The organism is Microbacterium sp. Z6_144, assembly GCF_057197625.1.
This window is the reverse complement of the sequence record NZ_JBXVPT010000002.1, coordinates 537682-552856: the sequence shown is the minus strand read 5'-3', so window position 1 is coordinate 552856 and position 15175 is coordinate 537682. Positions and strand designations below refer to the sequence as shown.

Annotated in this window: 13 protein-coding genes; 9 read left to right on the top strand and 4 right to left on the bottom strand. The window is 69.3% G+C overall.

Going from position 1 to position 15175, the window contains the following annotated elements; all coding sequences use genetic code 11:
• Positions 1 to 38: 38 nt before the first annotated feature.
• Positions 39 to 587: an LPXTG cell wall anchor domain-containing protein gene (locus AC2DGY_RS14660; protein WP_484510490.1), complete on the bottom strand. Its 549-nt coding sequence runs from the start codon at positions 585 to 587 to the stop codon at positions 39 to 41.
• 421 nt (positions 588 to 1008) lie between these two features.
• Here AC2DGY_RS14660 and AC2DGY_RS14655 point away from each other — a divergent pair, with 421 nt between their 5' ends.
• A complete protein-coding gene (locus AC2DGY_RS14655; protein WP_484510489.1) occupies positions 1009 to 2559 on the top strand; it encodes a sugar transferase in 1551 nt (516 codons plus the stop codon).
• Between the two features lies 1 nt (position 2560).
• Positions 2561 to 3439, top strand: coding sequence for a WecB/TagA/CpsF family glycosyltransferase (locus AC2DGY_RS14650; RefSeq protein ID WP_484510488.1), 879 nt, complete (start codon positions 2561 to 2563; stop codon positions 3437 to 3439).
• A gap of 260 nt (positions 3440 to 3699) precedes the next feature.
• On the opposite strand, the gene AC2DGY_RS14645 is transcribed toward AC2DGY_RS14650, so the two are convergent.
• On the bottom strand, positions 3700 to 4119 hold the full coding sequence (locus tag AC2DGY_RS14645) for a VanZ family protein (RefSeq protein ID WP_484510487.1): 420 nt from the start codon (positions 4117 to 4119) through the stop codon (positions 3700 to 3702).
• Between the two features lie 59 nt (positions 4120 to 4178).
• On the opposite strand from AC2DGY_RS14645, the gene AC2DGY_RS14640 reads away from it, so the two are divergent.
• Positions 4179 to 6830, top strand: coding sequence for a glycosyltransferase (locus AC2DGY_RS14640; RefSeq protein ID WP_484510486.1), 2652 nt, complete (start codon positions 4179 to 4181; stop codon positions 6828 to 6830).
• A gap of 33 nt (positions 6831 to 6863) precedes the next feature.
• On the opposite strand, the gene AC2DGY_RS14635 is transcribed toward AC2DGY_RS14640, so the two are convergent.
• Positions 6864 to 7514 carry a hypothetical protein gene (locus AC2DGY_RS14635; protein WP_484510485.1) on the bottom strand — a complete coding sequence of 217 codons (651 nt, stop codon included), beginning with the start codon at positions 7512 to 7514 and terminating at the stop codon, positions 6864 to 6866.
• 119 nt (positions 7515 to 7633) lie between these two features.
• Between AC2DGY_RS14635 and AC2DGY_RS14630 the strand changes: the two genes are divergently transcribed.
• From AC2DGY_RS14630 to AC2DGY_RS14605, 6 genes are all read left to right on the top strand, one after another.
• Positions 7634 to 8437, top strand: coding sequence for a hypothetical protein (locus tag AC2DGY_RS14630; protein ID WP_484510484.1), 804 nt, complete (start codon positions 7634 to 7636; stop codon positions 8435 to 8437).
• Entirely contained in the window at positions 8406 to 9776 is a 1371-nt protein-coding gene (locus AC2DGY_RS14625) for an O-antigen ligase family protein (RefSeq protein ID WP_484510483.1), read from the top strand. Before AC2DGY_RS14630 ends, AC2DGY_RS14625 begins: the two co-directional genes overlap by 32 nt.
• Positions 9766 to 11043 (top strand): hypothetical protein, encoded by a 1278-nt coding sequence (locus AC2DGY_RS14620; protein WP_484510482.1) that lies wholly within the window; start codon positions 9766 to 9768, stop codon positions 11041 to 11043. The genes AC2DGY_RS14625 and AC2DGY_RS14620 overlap by 11 nt, the downstream gene beginning before the upstream one ends.
• A 120-nt stretch (positions 11044 to 11163) precedes the next feature.
• Positions 11164 to 11802, top strand: coding sequence for a hypothetical protein (locus tag AC2DGY_RS14615; RefSeq protein WP_484510481.1), 639 nt, complete (start codon positions 11164 to 11166; stop codon positions 11800 to 11802).
• A 2-nt stretch (positions 11803 to 11804) separates the two neighbouring features.
• The gene (locus tag AC2DGY_RS14610; RefSeq protein ID WP_484510480.1) at positions 11805 to 13136 is read left to right on the top strand and encodes an MFS transporter; all 1332 of its coding nucleotides are present in this window, start codon (positions 11805 to 11807) and stop codon (positions 13134 to 13136) included.
• A complete protein-coding gene (locus AC2DGY_RS14605; RefSeq protein WP_484510479.1) occupies positions 13133 to 14155 on the top strand; it encodes a TolB-like translocation protein in 1023 nt (340 codons plus the stop codon). Before AC2DGY_RS14610 ends, AC2DGY_RS14605 begins: the two co-directional genes overlap by 4 nt.
• Here AC2DGY_RS14605 and AC2DGY_RS14600 read toward each other — a convergent pair.
• Positions 14109 to 14975 carry a glycosyltransferase family protein gene (locus tag AC2DGY_RS14600; protein ID WP_484510478.1) on the bottom strand — a complete coding sequence of 289 codons (867 nt, stop codon included), beginning with the start codon at positions 14973 to 14975 and terminating at the stop codon, positions 14109 to 14111. The two genes, AC2DGY_RS14605 and AC2DGY_RS14600, sit on opposite strands and share 47 nt — an antisense overlap.
• Positions 14976 to 15175: the final 200 nt, after the last annotated feature.

Sequence of the window (15175 nt, the reverse complement as noted above, 5' to 3'; positions counted from 1 at the left end):
CCGTCGCCTCCGTCGAGGTGCGACGGATGCCACGGCCGTCAGCCTGCGCGTCGACGGCGCACGACACCGAGCGCGACGCCGGCTGCCACGAGGGCGCCGCCGACCACGCCGAGTGCCGGCACCCAGGCCGCGAGGCCGGTGAGCGGCAGAGTCGCCGCTGACGCGGCGGGCTCGCAGTCGCTCACCGTGAGCGGCACGCTGAGCGGCGGTGCGACAGACGGCTCGACTCGGAGCACCGCCGTGATCGACGGGTCCGAAGCGGGCTCGACCGCCGCGCCTGCCGGCCATGCCACGCTGCCGGAAACCGTTCCGTCGGCCAGCGCGCCCAGGGGCACGGTGGTCGAGCGGCTTCCGACCTCGAGATCGAGCACGGCGTTGCCGCTCACGATCTGACCGGTTGGATCGGTGACCTGCACGCGGTAGTCGATCCGTGGATCGCCCGCCCGGCATTCGGTCACCAAGGTCGAACCGGCCAGCGTTGCCGCCGACGGGTCGACCGGTGTGTATCTCGATTCTGATGCGACGCCAGCCGCCAGCGGTGCTCCCATGAGCACCCCGACGAGCATGGCCGCTGCGATTGTTCGCATGCGGATTGCCCTCCCCAATAGGCTTCGCAGGCTCTCAACTCCCCAGCGGAGTGCCTGCAAGAACGAGACTGTACCGGGAAACCGGCGGAATGCAAACCTTCGCGACACGCCGATGATCGCGGGGGACTTTCGCCGAGGCCGAACCTGTGGTTGTATTCATCCCGCACCAGGCATCGAAAGATGTCGAGGTCGTACCGCCGAGGGGTCGGCGGTAGAGGACTGTCCGATCTGGGGTCGGAAGCACGGTCACCTCTGGTGCACACAGCGGGATTAGGCCCGCTCACTGGGGAAAATTGGGGACGACGTCCATGGGGAGACGTTATTTGGCGTACCCGCGCACCGTCGGAGGTGCGCGACAGTGCGCCGTCGGCGGTGCGCGGGAACGCGTACAGGGTTCACCGCGCCGCATCGGGGCGCGATCATGACCGCGCTGGAGATCGGCACGCGCGGCAGCGGACTGCCCGCATCCATCACCGGCATCGCGGACCTCTCGGTGCTGCAGCCGCCTGCCTGGCGGCTGGCCGTCGGACCGCGTGCGACTCCGGCGCTGGAGCGCCGGCTCACGTGGGAGCGGGCCTACCGCACACGCCTCGCCGTCACCGACACGATCGTCGTGACGACGGCCGCGGGCCTGGCCTCGGTGCTGCAGCTCTCGGCTCTTCCGGCCGGTGCGCTCGCCCAGGATCCGTGGATCCTGGCGCGCATCCCGTTGGCCACAGCCGCGGTGTGGCTGCTGATGCTCGCCGCCTTCCAGTCCCGCGAGCCGCGCACCACCGGGGCCGGGAGCAGCGAGTACAAGCGGGTCGCGCACGCGACCGGCCTCGCCTTCGGCATCATCGCGATCGCTTTCGTCCTGTTCCAATGGCAGGGCCTGCGCAGCCAGCTGGTCCTCGCGCTGCCCGTCGGCCTGATCGCCCTCCTGGTGGCGCGGTGGCGCTGGCGTCGCTGGCTCGTTGCGCAGCGTCGCTCCGGCCGGTACGTATCCCGCGCGATCGTCGTCGGCCGCCGCGCCGACGTCGCTCACGTCATCGGAACCCTCGAACGGGACGGTCAGCTCGGTTTCCAGGTCGTGGGGACGGCATTGGATGGCGATTCCGCCGCCGAGCTGGTCGTCAGCGCGCGTACCTACCGCACGTTCGGCACACCGGAGACGGCCGCCCAGGTGGCCCGGGACCTCGGCGCGGACACGATCATCGTGGCCAGTCACCTCGAGAATCCCGACTTCATCCGCCGGCTCGGCTGGCAGCTGGAGGGGACGGCGGCCGATCTGGTGCTGTCCAGCCAGCTCACCGACGTGGCGGGGCCACGGATCTCGCTCCGCCAGGTCGTCGGGCTGCCGTTGATCTCGGTGCGGATCCCGTCCTTCGACGGCGCACGTCACGCGTACAAGCGCGCCCTGGACATCATCGTGGCGGGCCTCGCGCTCATCCCGATCGCACTGGTCACGCCTCTGGTCGCGCTGCTGATCACGCTCGACTCGCCCGGCAGCGTGTTCTTCCGTCAGCGCCGGGTGGGTCAGGACGGACGCGAATTCGACATCGTCAAGTTCCGCACGATGCGCACCACCGCGGAGGACGAACTGCGGGCGCTCACCCCCGTCAACGACGGCGCGGGGCCGCTGTTCAAGCTCCGCAAAGACCCGCGGGTGACCCGCGTGGGTGCGGTGCTGCGGAAGTACTCGCTCGATGAGCTGCCGCAGTTCTGGAACGTCCTGCGCGGCGACATGAGCGTCGTGGGGCCCCGGCCACCGCTGCCCAGCGAAGTGGGCGCGTACGACGAGCCGGTCTTCCGACGGCTGTACATCAAGCCCGGCATCACGGGGCTCTGGCAGGTCAGCGGACGCAGCAACCTGTCCTGGGAGGAGAGCGTGCGGCTCGACCTCCATTACGTCGAGAACTGGTCGGTCATGACCGATCTCATGATCATCGTCCGTACGGCGAAGGTCATGCTGCGCGGAACGGGAGCGTACTGACATGACGCTGGAAAAGCCCACGCCGCTCGCGACCAGACGGTCGCTTGCCACGGATCGCTCCCGCTCCGTCGTCGGCGGGATGCGTTCAGCACCCGTCGCTCCCTCACACCGGCTCGACGATCTGCTGCGCATCGACATCGCGGGGTGCGCCGTGCACATCACGGACGAGGCCGGGGCGCTGCGCGTCATCACGCAGGCCGCCGTCCGGCCGCATCCCGCGCCCCTGGCGGTCTCCTCGATCAACCTCGACCACGTGCACCACTTCGGCTCCGGCCCGAGGCGGCTGGGCGGCAGGGGGGTGGAGTGGCTGCACCTCGTCGACGGTGCACCGATCGCCCATCACGCGGAGCGTCTGGTGCACACCGACGTGCCGCGCCTGGCCGGCAGCGACCTCATCTCCGCGATCCTCGACGACGCCCACCGACGCGGGCTCTCGGTCGCCGTGCTCGGCGGGTCCGAAGACGTGACGACGCCGCTGCGGGGCCGCATGGCCCGGGATTGGCCGAACGCGCGCTTCGCGGGCCATTGGACTCCTCCGCGCGAGGTGCTGGATGACGCGGAGGCCTCACGGGCGATCGCGACCGAAATCCGGCTCGCCGGCACCGACATCCTCATCGTCTGCCTCGGCAAACCGAGGCAGGAGCAATGGATCGACACCTATGGCTTGGCCACCGGCGCAGGCACGCTGCTGGCCTTCGGAGCCGTCGTCGACTTCCTGGCCGGGCGCGTGTCGCGCGCCCCGCGCTGGGTGGCGAAGGCCGGCTTCGAGTGGATGTGGCGGCTCATGCTCGAGCCACGGCGACTGGCCCGCCGGTATCTCATCGAGGGACCACCGGCTTATCTGGCCGTGCGGCGGTCGCACTTCCCCACTCGGGTGTGAGCCGCCACTCGACACGCCCGTGCAGGGGATTTCCGCACGGGCCCACGAAACTCCCCGGGTGGGTGTCCCCCTCACCCGCCCGGGGTGCTCAATGTCCGGGCGGGTGCGCCCCTCACCCGCCCGGACCTCCTCAGGGGAGCAGGCGAGCGCGGATGGCCCGCGAGAGCGCGTGCGATCGACAGAGGCGCGATATCCGCCACGCCGGCACAGCGGCTCTGGTACCGATGAAAGGGACAGCGATCGTGAATGAGACCCGAGGGTCACGTCGCGGCACGGGCGCGCCGTCCGCGCCGCGCCCGCAGCAGAATCCATGCTGCCGCCGCCCCGATCGCAGCCCCGGCCACGTTGGCCACCACGTCACGCAGGCTCGCCGTCCGCTGTGGAAGCAGCATCTGCACGACTTCGGCCAGGACCGACAGCGCGAGAGCTGCCGCGAAACCCACCCACAGGCGCTGCGCCAACGCCGTGACGAGAAAGCCGAACGGCACGAACAGGACGACGTTCGCGCCGAACTCCACCCACCCCTGGCGCACCGCCGTCCAGGCGAGGTCATCCCGCATCCACGCCGTGAGCCGCTCGACGACCCAGCCGGGAGAGACCGGACCGAGCAGAACCACCACAGCTGCCAGAAGGTAGGCGGCCAAAGCCCACGCGGCCCACGGTCGCACGGCTCGCCTCATGCCACCACACTGGCACGCCCACTTCCCCGTTCGGGGAACCCACGTCGAGAGGTTTCATCATGACCGGTCAGATTCCGCAGGTCCGCGGGGGCACCTTCCATCGCGAAGGCCACGTCGAGGTCGCGGTGGTCGTGGTCTCCTACAACAGCTCGGACGATGTGCAGGCCCTCCTCACCGACCTTCGCCGCGAGGCGCGATCCACCGCGATTCGCGTCGTGATCGCCGACAACTCCTCGTCCGACGGCACGCTCGATCGGCTGGCGGACCACTCCGACGTCATCGCCATCCCCACCGGGGGGAACCTCGGCTACGCCGGCGCGATCAACGTCGCGATGACCCGCGTGGGCGAGACGGAGTCCATCCTGATCCTCAACCCCGATCTGCGCCTGGACCCGGACGCGATCGCGCGCATGCTCCGCAGGCTCCGCAGCGACCGCCGCATCGGCGCCGTCGTCCCGCTGCTGCGCGACGCCGAGGGGGCGCTCTATCCGTCGCTGCGCCGGGAACCGGGCGTGCTGCGCGCCTTCGCCGATGCGGTGCTCGGCCGCCGCTGGGTGGAACGGCCGCGGCCGCTGTCGGAGTACGTCCGCAACCCTCGCGCCTACGCGTGGGCGCATCCCATCGACTGGGCGACAGGGGCAGCGCTCCTCATCTCCGCCCGTGCAGCAGCCTCTGTCGGCGCGTGGGATGAACGCTTCTTCCTGTACTCGGAGGAGACCGACTTCCAGCGGCGGCTGCGGGATCTCGGCTGGTCCATCTGGTTCGACCCTGCCGCTGCCGCGACGCACCGGCAGGGCGGATCAGGCGTCAGCGGCGACCTCGTCGCGCTCACCGTCGTCAACCGGGTCCGGTACATGGACAAGTACGCGCCGCACCGCGCGGGGCTGTTCCGGGGCGCGGTGCTGATCGGCGAACAGCTCCGCCGGGGGGACGCGACGCATGCGCGAGCCCGCTGGGCGTTGTGGCGGCGGTCGCGGTGGTCAGAGCTCCCGCAGCCGCGACGCGATCCGGTGGCGCTGTCGACGTTCCCGCGAGCGTCCGTCGTGATCCCCGCCCACAACGAGTCCGCCGTCATCCAGCGGACCCTGGATCAGCTCGCGCCGCTCGTGCGCGCCGACCGGCTCGAAGTGATCGTGGCGTGCAACGGGTGCACCGACGACACGGCGGAGCGCGCCCGGGCGATTCCCGGCATCCGCGTGGTCGAGACGGCCGTGGCCTCCAAGACCGCTGCACTGAACCTCGGAGACGCCCACGCCACGCTGTGGCCGCGGATCTATCTGGACGCCGACATCACTGCCGATCCATCGGCGCTCGAACCGATCATCCGGACGCTCTCCGAGGGGACGGCCCTGGCGGGTCGGCCGTCGTTCCGCACCGACCTCCAGGGGGCGTCGGCGGCGGTCCGCTCCTACCATCGCGCCCGCGACCGCATGCCCTCCACGAAGGAGGCCCTGTGGGGCGCCGGCGTCTATGCACTCAGTCGCGCGGGGCATGAGCGGCTGGGAAGCTTCCCATCGGTCACGGCGGACGACCTCTACGTCGACCGGCTGTTCTCCGCCGAGGAGAAGGTGCTGCCGGAGACCCCTCCCGTCATCGTGGCAGCGCCGCGCGAGTCGCGGGCGTTGCTCAGCGTGCTCGCGCGAGCGCGCCGCGGGCCGGCGGAGCAGGGCGTGGACACCGGCACCTCGAGCCTCCGCGAACTCGCCCGCACCGTGCGCGGGCCGGTGTCGCTGGTCGATGCCGCCGTCTACGGGATGTACGCGATTCTGGCCCGGCGTCGCGCGGCTCGGACGAGCGCTCGGGGCACCACGTCCTGGGAGCGCGATGAGTCCACCCGTGCGGCCGCTGCGGAGGCCAGGACCGTCGACCACGTGCTGCTCACCCGGTTCAACCTGCCCACTCCGGGCCCGGAGAGCCTGGTGCGCGCCCGCGACGGGTGGCTCCGGGAGCGGGTCGACCTCTTCGAGAAGTACACCGTCCCCTCGGTACGCCGGCAGTCGGTTCAGGACTTCACCTGGATCGTCTACCTCGATCCGCAGAGTCCGGCGTGGCTCCGCGACCGGCTCGAGCCGTACATCGCGGACGGAGTGTTCGTGCCCCTGTACCGCGAGACGGCGACGTGGGAAGACGTGGCACGGGATGTCCGCGAGCGGACCGGCGCGACACGCGACGTGCTGCTGACGACCAACCTCGACAACGACGACGGGATCGCGGACGACTTCGTCGCCCGCCTGCAGGATCTCGCTCGCCGTCATGGGTCGGCGGCGATCTACCTCGGCTCCGGCCTCATCGCCAGTGGCGAGGCCCTGTACCGTCGGCGCGACGACCACAACGCGTTCTGCAGCGTGGCCGAGCCGTGGGAGAACCCGCAGACGGCGTGGCGCGATTGGCACACGCTGCTGGGGACGCATTTCCCCGTGGTGGTCGAGCACGGGCGCCCCGCATGGCTGCAGGTGGTGCACGGCGGCAATGTGAGCAACCGCGTGCGAGGCACCCGGGTGGCGCCGGCGCCCTACCGGGCACGCTTCGCCTCGCTCCTTCACGACCTGCGCGACCCGTCCCCCGCCGAACTCGCCGCCGACCGCTACCTGCGGTCGCCGGCGCGCGGGGCGAAGGAGAGCGTCCGCGCGATGGGGAAGACCGTGGTGCTGGGCGTCATGGGGAAGGACGGCTTGGACCGGCTGAAGCTGCTCGTCAGCCGGTCGGCGTAGCCGAGCCGCCCTATATAGAGGAGTGACCCCGGCTCACGGCCGGACAGCTCGGCGCCGAAGCACTACCCCGTCGACGGCCAAGGCGGCGGCGACGCTCAGCGCGGCGCCCAGAAGCGTTATGCCCGCCAGCGCCCGCATCCGACTGGGTCCGGCGTACGCGACCTCGGGAACCGCGGGATTGGCGTAGGTGCTGATCCGCTGGTCGGGCGCGACGGCCATCTCGTCCTGTCGTTCCGCCACAACCGCGTCGATCCGACCGGCCAGCACGCGCACACGATCGTCGACCTCCTGTCGGGAAGAGCCGACGACGTCGATCATGATGGCGGGCTGGTTGAAGTTCGGCGCCCATTGCCCACCGAAGTTGGGAACGTAGACGAGTTCACCGCTGCGTGCTCCCCCGCCGTAGAGCGGCGTCCCGGCAGCAGCAAAGACCTGACCGCCCTCACCATCCGTGAGAGTCTCTTCAACGAGCTTCGCGAAGCCGACCAGGGATGCTGCACTGTCGGTGAAGGAGTTGCCCGCGACTGCCCAACCCGTGGGGGGCATCAACGTCACCGCTGTGCGTGCGGTGTACACGCCGTCCACTTGCGCTGCCGTCGTGGCGGCCCCTGCAGTGAGGAGGACGCCAACGAGAACGACGTACCATCGCCTCCCCAAGGCGCGCAGCGCTTGCACGAGCGTCATCAGCGGTCCCCCTCCGTGTGACGCGTTGATCCTACACCGGATTGACAGCAGGGCGAAGACCGACGACACTGAGAGGGCTCGGTCCTTGGGGAAGTGACCGAGCATTGGCAGGGGGAGCCATGTATCTGAGTGATCTCATGCGCGGATTGCTGCGCCGTTGGTATGTGCTGGCGGCCGGCGTGCTCGTTACCGCTATCGGCGCCTATGCCGTAGCGCAGGCGATACCGATACGGTACGAGGCGCAGTCGACGATGATGCTGCTCCCGCCTCAGGAGACCCTGGAGCTGGAGGGCGACAACCCGTACCTCGTTCTGGGGGGGATGGGCCAGGCCCTCGCCGTGCTCACCACGCGACTGAATGCGCCCGAAACCCAGGAGGCTCTCCTCGGGGAGAACAGCGACGTCGAGTACGGCGTCTCCGGGGACACCGCGACCGGGGCACCCTTCTTGAACATCACGACACAGGCCGGCGGCGCTGGAGACGCGCTCCGCCTGCTCACTCGTCTCCAGGACGAAACGACAGCAGAGCTGACGTCCATGCAGGAGGAGTTGGCCGTCCCACCGAGTTCGGTCATCGGCATCATGACGGTCACCTCGGCCACCGAGGCCACCGCGGCCACCGCGACGCGCACGCAGCTGACCATCGGCGCGGCCGGCGCCGGGCTCGTCCTGACCGTCGCCCTCGCCGCTGCGCTCGACGGACTACTGGCCGCCCGATCACGCCGCCATGCCGCCGAGCAAGCCCCGACTCCTCGCGAACGTGGGCGTCGAGAACCCATGCTGGCGCGAGAGATCCTCGGTCAGGGCTCCGGCGATCCCGTGTCCGCGCTGCCTGCCACAGAGGCGGAGGACCGCCCTCGGCCCATCTCACCACCGCGTAAGCGGGCGACTCATGCCTCAGCCAACGCGCCGTCGGGGCGCTGAAGCCGCACGGTCGACGTACGACGCCCGCGAGTACGCCGCGGACGGGTCGCTCCGACGGGGTTTTGACGCCGTCACCGTCCTGACCGTCTACGTCGGCTTCCTTCTGCTCATACCGTCCGACCGCGTGGTCCCCGGCCTGGGGAACCTCGGCGCGCCCGCCGTGCTGTGGGGCCTGGCGTGTTTCCTCTGGTGGATCTGGCATGTCCTGAGCCGGCCGACGGGCGGGCGAGCGTGGGTGTCTCCCGTGAGCGTCGCGGCGCTGGTCTTCTTCGCCACGGTTCTGCTCAGTTACATCTTCGGCATGCTGCGTGCGATTCCGCCGGACGAGCTGCTGCCCGCCGACCGGGGACTCCTGCGCATGCTCTCGTTCCTCGGTGTGGCCCTGGTGGCCGCCGACGGCATCCGCACGTTCTCGAGGCTTCTCGTCCTCCTCCGACGCGTCACGGTTCTCACCGCCGCCGTCGCTGCTTTCGGCATCGTCGAGTTCGCGGTGCGGAGACCGTTGGCCGACATGATCGGGATACCGGGACTCGTCTCCTCCGGGGGATTCGGCGCCGTCGAGCGTGGCGGCTTCCTGCGCCCGTCCTCCACGGCGATCCACCCGCTCGAGTACGCCACAGTTCTCTCCGTCGCGCTTCCGGTGGCACTCATGCTCACCTTGCGCAGCCGCGGAAGAACGCGCGCCACCATGCTCGCCTGCGCGGGTCTGATCGCCGTGGCGCTCCTGCTGGCAGGATCGCGTTCGGCAGTGGTGGGGCTCCTCGTGGGTGTCGTGCCGCTTCTCGCGGTCCTCGGCACGCGGGAGCGGCTACTCGCACTCGTGGGCGGCGCCGTCGCCGTGGTCATCGTCTACGTCACCGTTCCCGGGATGCTGGGAACGTTGCGCAACATGTTCGAGACAGCGGGGACCGACACGAGCGTCCTCTCCCGAACCGACAGCCTGGGGGTCTTCGAGGTGCTGTTCCCGATCAGCCCCTGGGTGGGAAGGGGGCTGGGCACGCTTCTTCCGGAGTACCGGATCTTCGACAACCAGTTCCTGGCGCTGCTTCTGGAAATCGGCGTCGTCGGGACCGCTGCGTTCATCGCCTTGTACGTCGTCGCCATCGCATGTGTGGTCGCCTGTCGTACAGCGCCGCCGGCGATCGCGGGGATGGCCGCGGCTCTGGCCGCAGGGTGCTTGGTGGCGATTTCGCTGTCAGGGTTCTTCGACTCGTTCTCCTTCCCGAAGGCATTCGGGGTGCTGGCGCTTGTCGCGGGCCTCTGCGGGGCGGCCTCCAACATCGCTCAGGACGTCGCCCGACGCGCTCCCCGCGGCGAGGAGCCCGCTGATGCGGTCTGAGCATCCCGTGACCCGGCGGCGCGTCACCGCGGTGGTCGTGCTCGCCCTGCTGCTCGGCGTTGCCGCCGGCGCGTTCGCTCTCACCCGCACCGCGTCCTCCTCCGAGCTCGCCCTCCCGCGCGTGCCGTGGGAGGGCGGCCCGGAGTACTGGGCCCAGTTTCCCAACGCGTCCGACTGGACGGACCCGTCGTTCTTCCCGGTTGTCGCCTGGTATGCGGGCATCAGTTCCGCCGAGGAGGTCGCGTGGGACCGAGCGCACGGGATCAACACCTATATCGGCATGTGGGACGAGACCCCGTTCTCCCTCTTCGAGGAGAACGACGTCTACTGGATCGGCTCTCGATTGAACGAGTCGTTCGATCCAGCGTCGACCCACTGGCCGGGCGTCATCCTCGATGACGAGGTCGATGGCCGATTCGAACCCGACGAGGGCCTCGCCCGCCTCCGCGAGCTGAGCGATGAGGCGGCAGGGCAGGGGAAGTTCCGCTACGCCAACTTCACGCAGCTCGTCATCGGGGCCGACCTCGACCGCGATGTCCAGGAGGCCTATGTGAATGAATTCACCGACGTCGTCTCCGTCGACATGTACTGGTACACGATCCCGTACTGCGACTGGACACCGTACCGTGGCGAAGCGTATGCGGAAGCGGTGCTGCAGCCCACCTGCCGTACGGCGTCGAGCTACGGCAAGACGATGGCCGGCCTGACCATCCGTGATACCGCCGACGGGGTTCTCCAGCCCCGCTGGCAGCTTGTCGAGAACCTCAACGGACTCTCCGGGCAGATCCACGTCTCCGAGATCCTTCCTGGTCAGATCGAGGGAGCGGCGATGTCGTCCCTGATTCACGAGGCACGAGGACTGGTGTGGTTCAACCAGTCCTTCACCGGAGACTGTCAGACCTCCAACGCACTGCGAGCGGCGCAGATCCAGGGTGAAACGTGGTGCGGGGCAGCACAGATCGAGGCAATGGGGAAGATCAACAGCCTGGTGGAGCGGCTCGCACCCGTGCTGAATACCCAGTCCTACGTATGGGACTTCGGCAACGGACTCGACACGATGCTCAAAGCCCGGGACGGGTCGGTGTACGTGTTCGCGATGACCGACGGCACGGCGGGGACACGAACTTTCGCCCTCCCCCCGGGGGTTGAGGGCGTCGAAGCAACCGTGGTCGGCGAAGACCGCACAGTGCCGATCGTCGACGGCGTGTTCCTGGACGGGTTCGCCCACGAATACGACTACCACGTCTACCGCGTTCCGCTGGGTTGACGCGGCGTTCCGTGTGACGGAAGGAACGAGTAGACTGACGACGCCGGGCCGGGGGGCCCAGAGCTTTGGGGAAGTGCGACGACGATCGAGCAGCGCCGTTGCCGGACATTGGGGATGCTCATGGGGGATTCAGCTGTCGATCGTACGCGCGGAGCGACGCGAGGCCGTCGCAACCGCGCGACACTCACCACGGCCGGCATCGGCGTCGTGTTGGTGGCGGGGGTTCTCGGCACGTGGTTGTTGTCGACACCGCCGCTAGCTCCGAGCGACCCAGGATCGGAGACGTCGGTCGACTCGGGCCGCGTGTCGGGAGCGGATCCGGATGCTGCCGCGGTCGACGGGAGCGAAGTGCTGCCCCCCGCGGAGTCGGTCGTGACCACCGAACACCTGCCGCCTGTCGAACCGACGGCGCCCCGCGTCACCGTGCCGCTGCCGGCCTCGGGAACACAGGAGGCTGGACTGGTCACGGGGTTCCCCGCCGACCTGGCGGGGCCCGCGGACGGATCCGAGGTGCTCGACACCACGGTCACCAGCGAAGGTGGCGTCATGCAGTTCACGCTCCGCGCGCATACAACCGGTTCGGCAGACGAGCTCTTGGCGCACTATCGCGAGCAGTGGATACATCTGGGCCTGGCCCCGGCCGCCACGGAGGCGTCCGCACTGTCGTATCGGGACGCATACTCCTCAGTGACAGTGACGGCGGAAGCCGGCGGCACGGGCGTCCTGTACTCGGTTCACGGCGTGCTTCGGGCAGGCTGAACATGTATATCTCGCTGACGAACTCCCCGACCCCCGAGCAGGGGGCGGACGGCGCCGACGCTGCGCTCGATGGCCCGATTCCCCCCTCCGGTCGACGCAGGGGACGCGGTCCGCGAGGCGTCCGGACGGTCTCCTCGACGGTTGTCACGCTCGGCGTCGTGTCGATGCTCACCGATATCTCCTCGGAGTCCGTCGCCGCCATCCTCCCGCTCTACATCACGGGGATGCTGGGCCTCTCCACCGTCGCTTTCGGTCTCATCGACGGGATGTATCAGGGCGTGAGCGCTCTCGTTCGGATAGGCGCGGGCTACACCTCCGACCGCCTCGATCAACCGAAGTGGGTCGCGTTCACCGGCTATGCACTGGCAGCAGTCGCGCGTGTCGGGCTGCTCGTGTCGACCGGGTTCGGCGCGCTCGTCGCCGTCATCACCACCGACCGGATCGGTAAGGGGATACGGACGGCGCCGCGCGACGCACTCATCACGACGGCCAGCGATCCCTCGCACCTCGCCGCGGCCTTCGGCGTGCACCGGATGCTGGACAACATCGGGGCCGCCCTCGGCCCGCTGATCGCGTTCGTCATCCTTCTGGTCATCCCCGATGGGTTCTCCACCATCTTCGTTGCGTCGCTCTGCTTCGCCATAGTGGGCGTCGTGCTCATGGCGCTCGTCGTCCCGAACCTCCGCTCTCGGCCGCGCCGCGACAGTGGCGGCGAGGCGGCGGGCGGTGCACAGCGTCAACGGTGGTCGTGGAAGTTCGTGACGCGGGGTCCGATGAGGCGCGTTCTCGCCGCTGCAGGGATCCTGGGTCTGCTGACGATCGGTGACGGTTTCGTGTACCTGGTTCTGCAGTCCCGCAGCGATTTCGCCGCCCAGTGGTTCCCCCTCCTGTACGTGGGGACGAACGTGGCTTTTCTTGCTTTCGCCCTACCCCTCGGTCGCCTGGCCGACCGCGTCGGCCGCGCGAAGGTTTTCGTCATCGGTCACATCGGCCTCCTGGCCGCCTACGTTGTGGCGACGTTGCCGGTGGACGATATCGTCGCGACGGTTCTCTGCTTGGGCTTCCTCGGCGCCTTCTACGCCGCCACGGATGGTGTGCTGTCCGCCTTGGCATCGGAGTTCACCACCGCGGAGACACGCGGGACCGGTATCGCAGCCGCCCAGACCGTTGTCGCGGTGTCCCGATTCGTCGCGGCATCGGCTTTCGGCATCCTGTGGTTCGCGATCGGACGTGAGGCGTCGGTGCTCGTCGTAGCGGCCCTTCTCCTCGTCGCGATTCCCGTCGTCGCGATCGTCCTGCGGCCTCTCCTGTCGCCGACGGCGACGTCCGCATGAGCGACCGCATCCGGTGGGCGATCGTCGCATCCGTCGCTGCGGTCGCAGTGCTCGTCACGGCCGTCGTCGGATTCGCATCGTGGCGGCAGTACCAGGATCGCGCCTCGGCTCCGTCGACGGTCGACGTCAGCGCTCACACGCCGACGGGCGAGCGGATCGTCTTTCGTAACACCGCTTCGGGAGAGGGGTACGGGCACGTCGCTTCGGTGCGCTTGACCGACCCTTCCGGTGAACGGTTCGTCGACTCCCATGTCTGCGACCGGGTGGACGCGTCCCCGGACTTCCTGTCGTGCCTGCGCGCGGAGCGGGGCGTGGTCCCCTCGTACTCCGCCACGGTCTACGACGCGTCAGGTGATACCGAGGGTCAATGGCCGCTCCCCGGGATCCCGAGCCGAACGCGGCTGTCGCCGGACGGGAACCTCGTCGCCACGACAGCCTTCGTGACGGGTCACTCGTACGCCACGATGGGTTTCTCCACCGAAACGGTCATCCATGACCGCGGCGGTGCCGACTTCGGGAACCTCGAGTCCTGGACACTTCTGGTGGACGGGGTGCCGAGCGCTCCTTCGGACCGGAACTTCTGGGGCGTGACCTTCGTCGACGACAAGACCTTCTACGCGACGGTGGGGATGACCTCCGCGGGGCGGACCTACCTGGTGCACGGTGACATCCCGACCCGCACGCTCACGACCGTGGCAGGCAACGTCGAGTGCCCATCCCTGTCACCCGACGGCACCCGCATCGCGTTCAAACGAGTCACGCCCGGCGGCGGCCCGTCAGTGCACTGGACTCCGGCCATCTTCACGATCGCGACCGGAGAGGTGACGGAACTGCCTGAGCCGCGCACCATCGACGATCAAATCGAATGGCTGGATGACGACACCATCCTGTACGGGATGCCGCGAACCGATGCGGTGGGAGACAGCGACGTCTGGAGCCTGGCCGCCGACGGGTCAGCCGACCCCGAGCTGTTCATCGAACACGCCTGGTCGCCGTCGGTCGTCCGTCCGCCAGGCTGACCCTCCCCGACGGTCCGGGACGTTCCTCGATGAAGCTCATCAGCTCTTCGGCCCGACGCTCCCATGTATGGTCCGCTGCGAGCACCCGTCGCTCGAGGTCCGAAGCTCGGTCGCCCCGGCGCCCGAGCGCAACCCGTACAGCGTCAGCGAATGCTTCGGGGCCGCCCGCCACCGCCACGTGACGTGAGGCGAACCAGCGGGAGGCCGGCAGGTCGCTCGAGACCACGGCAAGCCCGGCCGCCAGGTAGTCGTAGGTCTTCAGCGGCGAGCTGGCGCGGTTGAAGTCGCTGTCGGCGTACGGCGTCAGCCCCACTCCCGCCTCTGCCAGGATGTCAGGCACCTCAGCGGCAGGCACGGGGCCCCTCGCGTGGACCAGCGGATTCTGCAGCCAGCGATCGAGGCGGGCCGAGAACTCGGTGTCGCGATCGACCCGCCGACCGACAACGCGTACCGGAATGCCGGCTGCTGTCACTGCCTCCAGCGCTGCAAGATCCAGCCGCTCGTTCAGTTGCCCGATCAGCACCGCGACTTCGGCACGGACGGTCGACCTCGACGGGCTCGGACGCGGGCCCCCGTTCGGCAGCACGAGGTCTCCCTCACGCGCCAATTGCGGGCTCACCACGGCGGTCGCATCCGCCTCGGTGCGCATCCGCGCCACGCTGGCCGCAACGTGGCTCGAGGACAGACCCATCAAGCCCGCCCCGGCCGTCCAGTCATCGGTGACGTACAGGATGCGCCGTACACGACCCCGAGGAAAACGGCCGAGCGGGTTAGCCACTACCACGACGTCGGCGTCGGTCTGCGCGACGATCCGCTCCACGGCGCGGCGTCTCAGCGCCCCCACCATGAGGCGAGCGGGCCATCGCGTCTGTCCTGGCGGGGCCGCGACGCGGTGGCGAACCACTCCGGCGATCTCCGTGCGCGCGCGACGATCCGTCCGCAACGCCGATGAGGGCGGATCCACCCAATGCACGGTCCGCTGGGAAGCGAGTGCTTCCACAATGCGGCGATCTGTGCCCG

Bases quoted from the DNA above. Each gene is read 5' to 3' on its own strand.
- AC2DGY_RS14645 (WP_484510487.1), bottom strand. From the start codon at position 4,119: ATGAGGCGAGCCGTGCGACCGTGGGCCGCGTGGGCTTTGGCCGCCTAC.
- AC2DGY_RS14615 (WP_484510481.1), top strand. From the start codon at position 11,164: ATGGGGGATTCAGCTGTCGATCGTACGCGCGGAGCGACGCGAGGCCGT.
- AC2DGY_RS14635 (WP_484510485.1), bottom strand. From the start codon at position 7,514: ATGACGCTCGTGCAAGCGCTGCGCGCCTTGGGGAGGCGATGGTACGTC.
- AC2DGY_RS14640 (WP_484510486.1), top strand. From the start codon at position 4,179: ATGACCGGTCAGATTCCGCAGGTCCGCGGGGGCACCTTCCATCGCGAA.
- AC2DGY_RS14630 (WP_484510484.1), top strand. From the start codon at position 7,634: ATGTATCTGAGTGATCTCATGCGCGGATTGCTGCGCCGTTGGTATGTG.
- AC2DGY_RS14660 (WP_484510490.1), bottom strand. From the start codon at position 587: ATGCGAACAATCGCAGCGGCCATGCTCGTCGGGGTGCTCATGGGAGCA.
- AC2DGY_RS14610 (WP_484510480.1), top strand. From the start codon at position 11,805: ATGTATATCTCGCTGACGAACTCCCCGACCCCCGAGCAGGGGGCGGAC.
- AC2DGY_RS14625 (WP_484510483.1), top strand. From the start codon at position 8,406: ATGCCTCAGCCAACGCGCCGTCGGGGCGCTGAAGCCGCACGGTCGACG.
- AC2DGY_RS14620 (WP_484510482.1), top strand. From the start codon at position 9,766: ATGCGGTCTGAGCATCCCGTGACCCGGCGGCGCGTCACCGCGGTGGTC.
- AC2DGY_RS14650 (WP_484510488.1), top strand. From the start codon at position 2,561: ATGACGCTGGAAAAGCCCACGCCGCTCGCGACCAGACGGTCGCTTGCC.
- AC2DGY_RS14605 (WP_484510479.1), top strand. From the start codon at position 13,133: ATGAGCGACCGCATCCGGTGGGCGATCGTCGCATCCGTCGCTGCGGTC.
- AC2DGY_RS14655 (WP_484510489.1), top strand. From the start codon at position 1,009: ATGACCGCGCTGGAGATCGGCACGCGCGGCAGCGGACTGCCCGCATCC.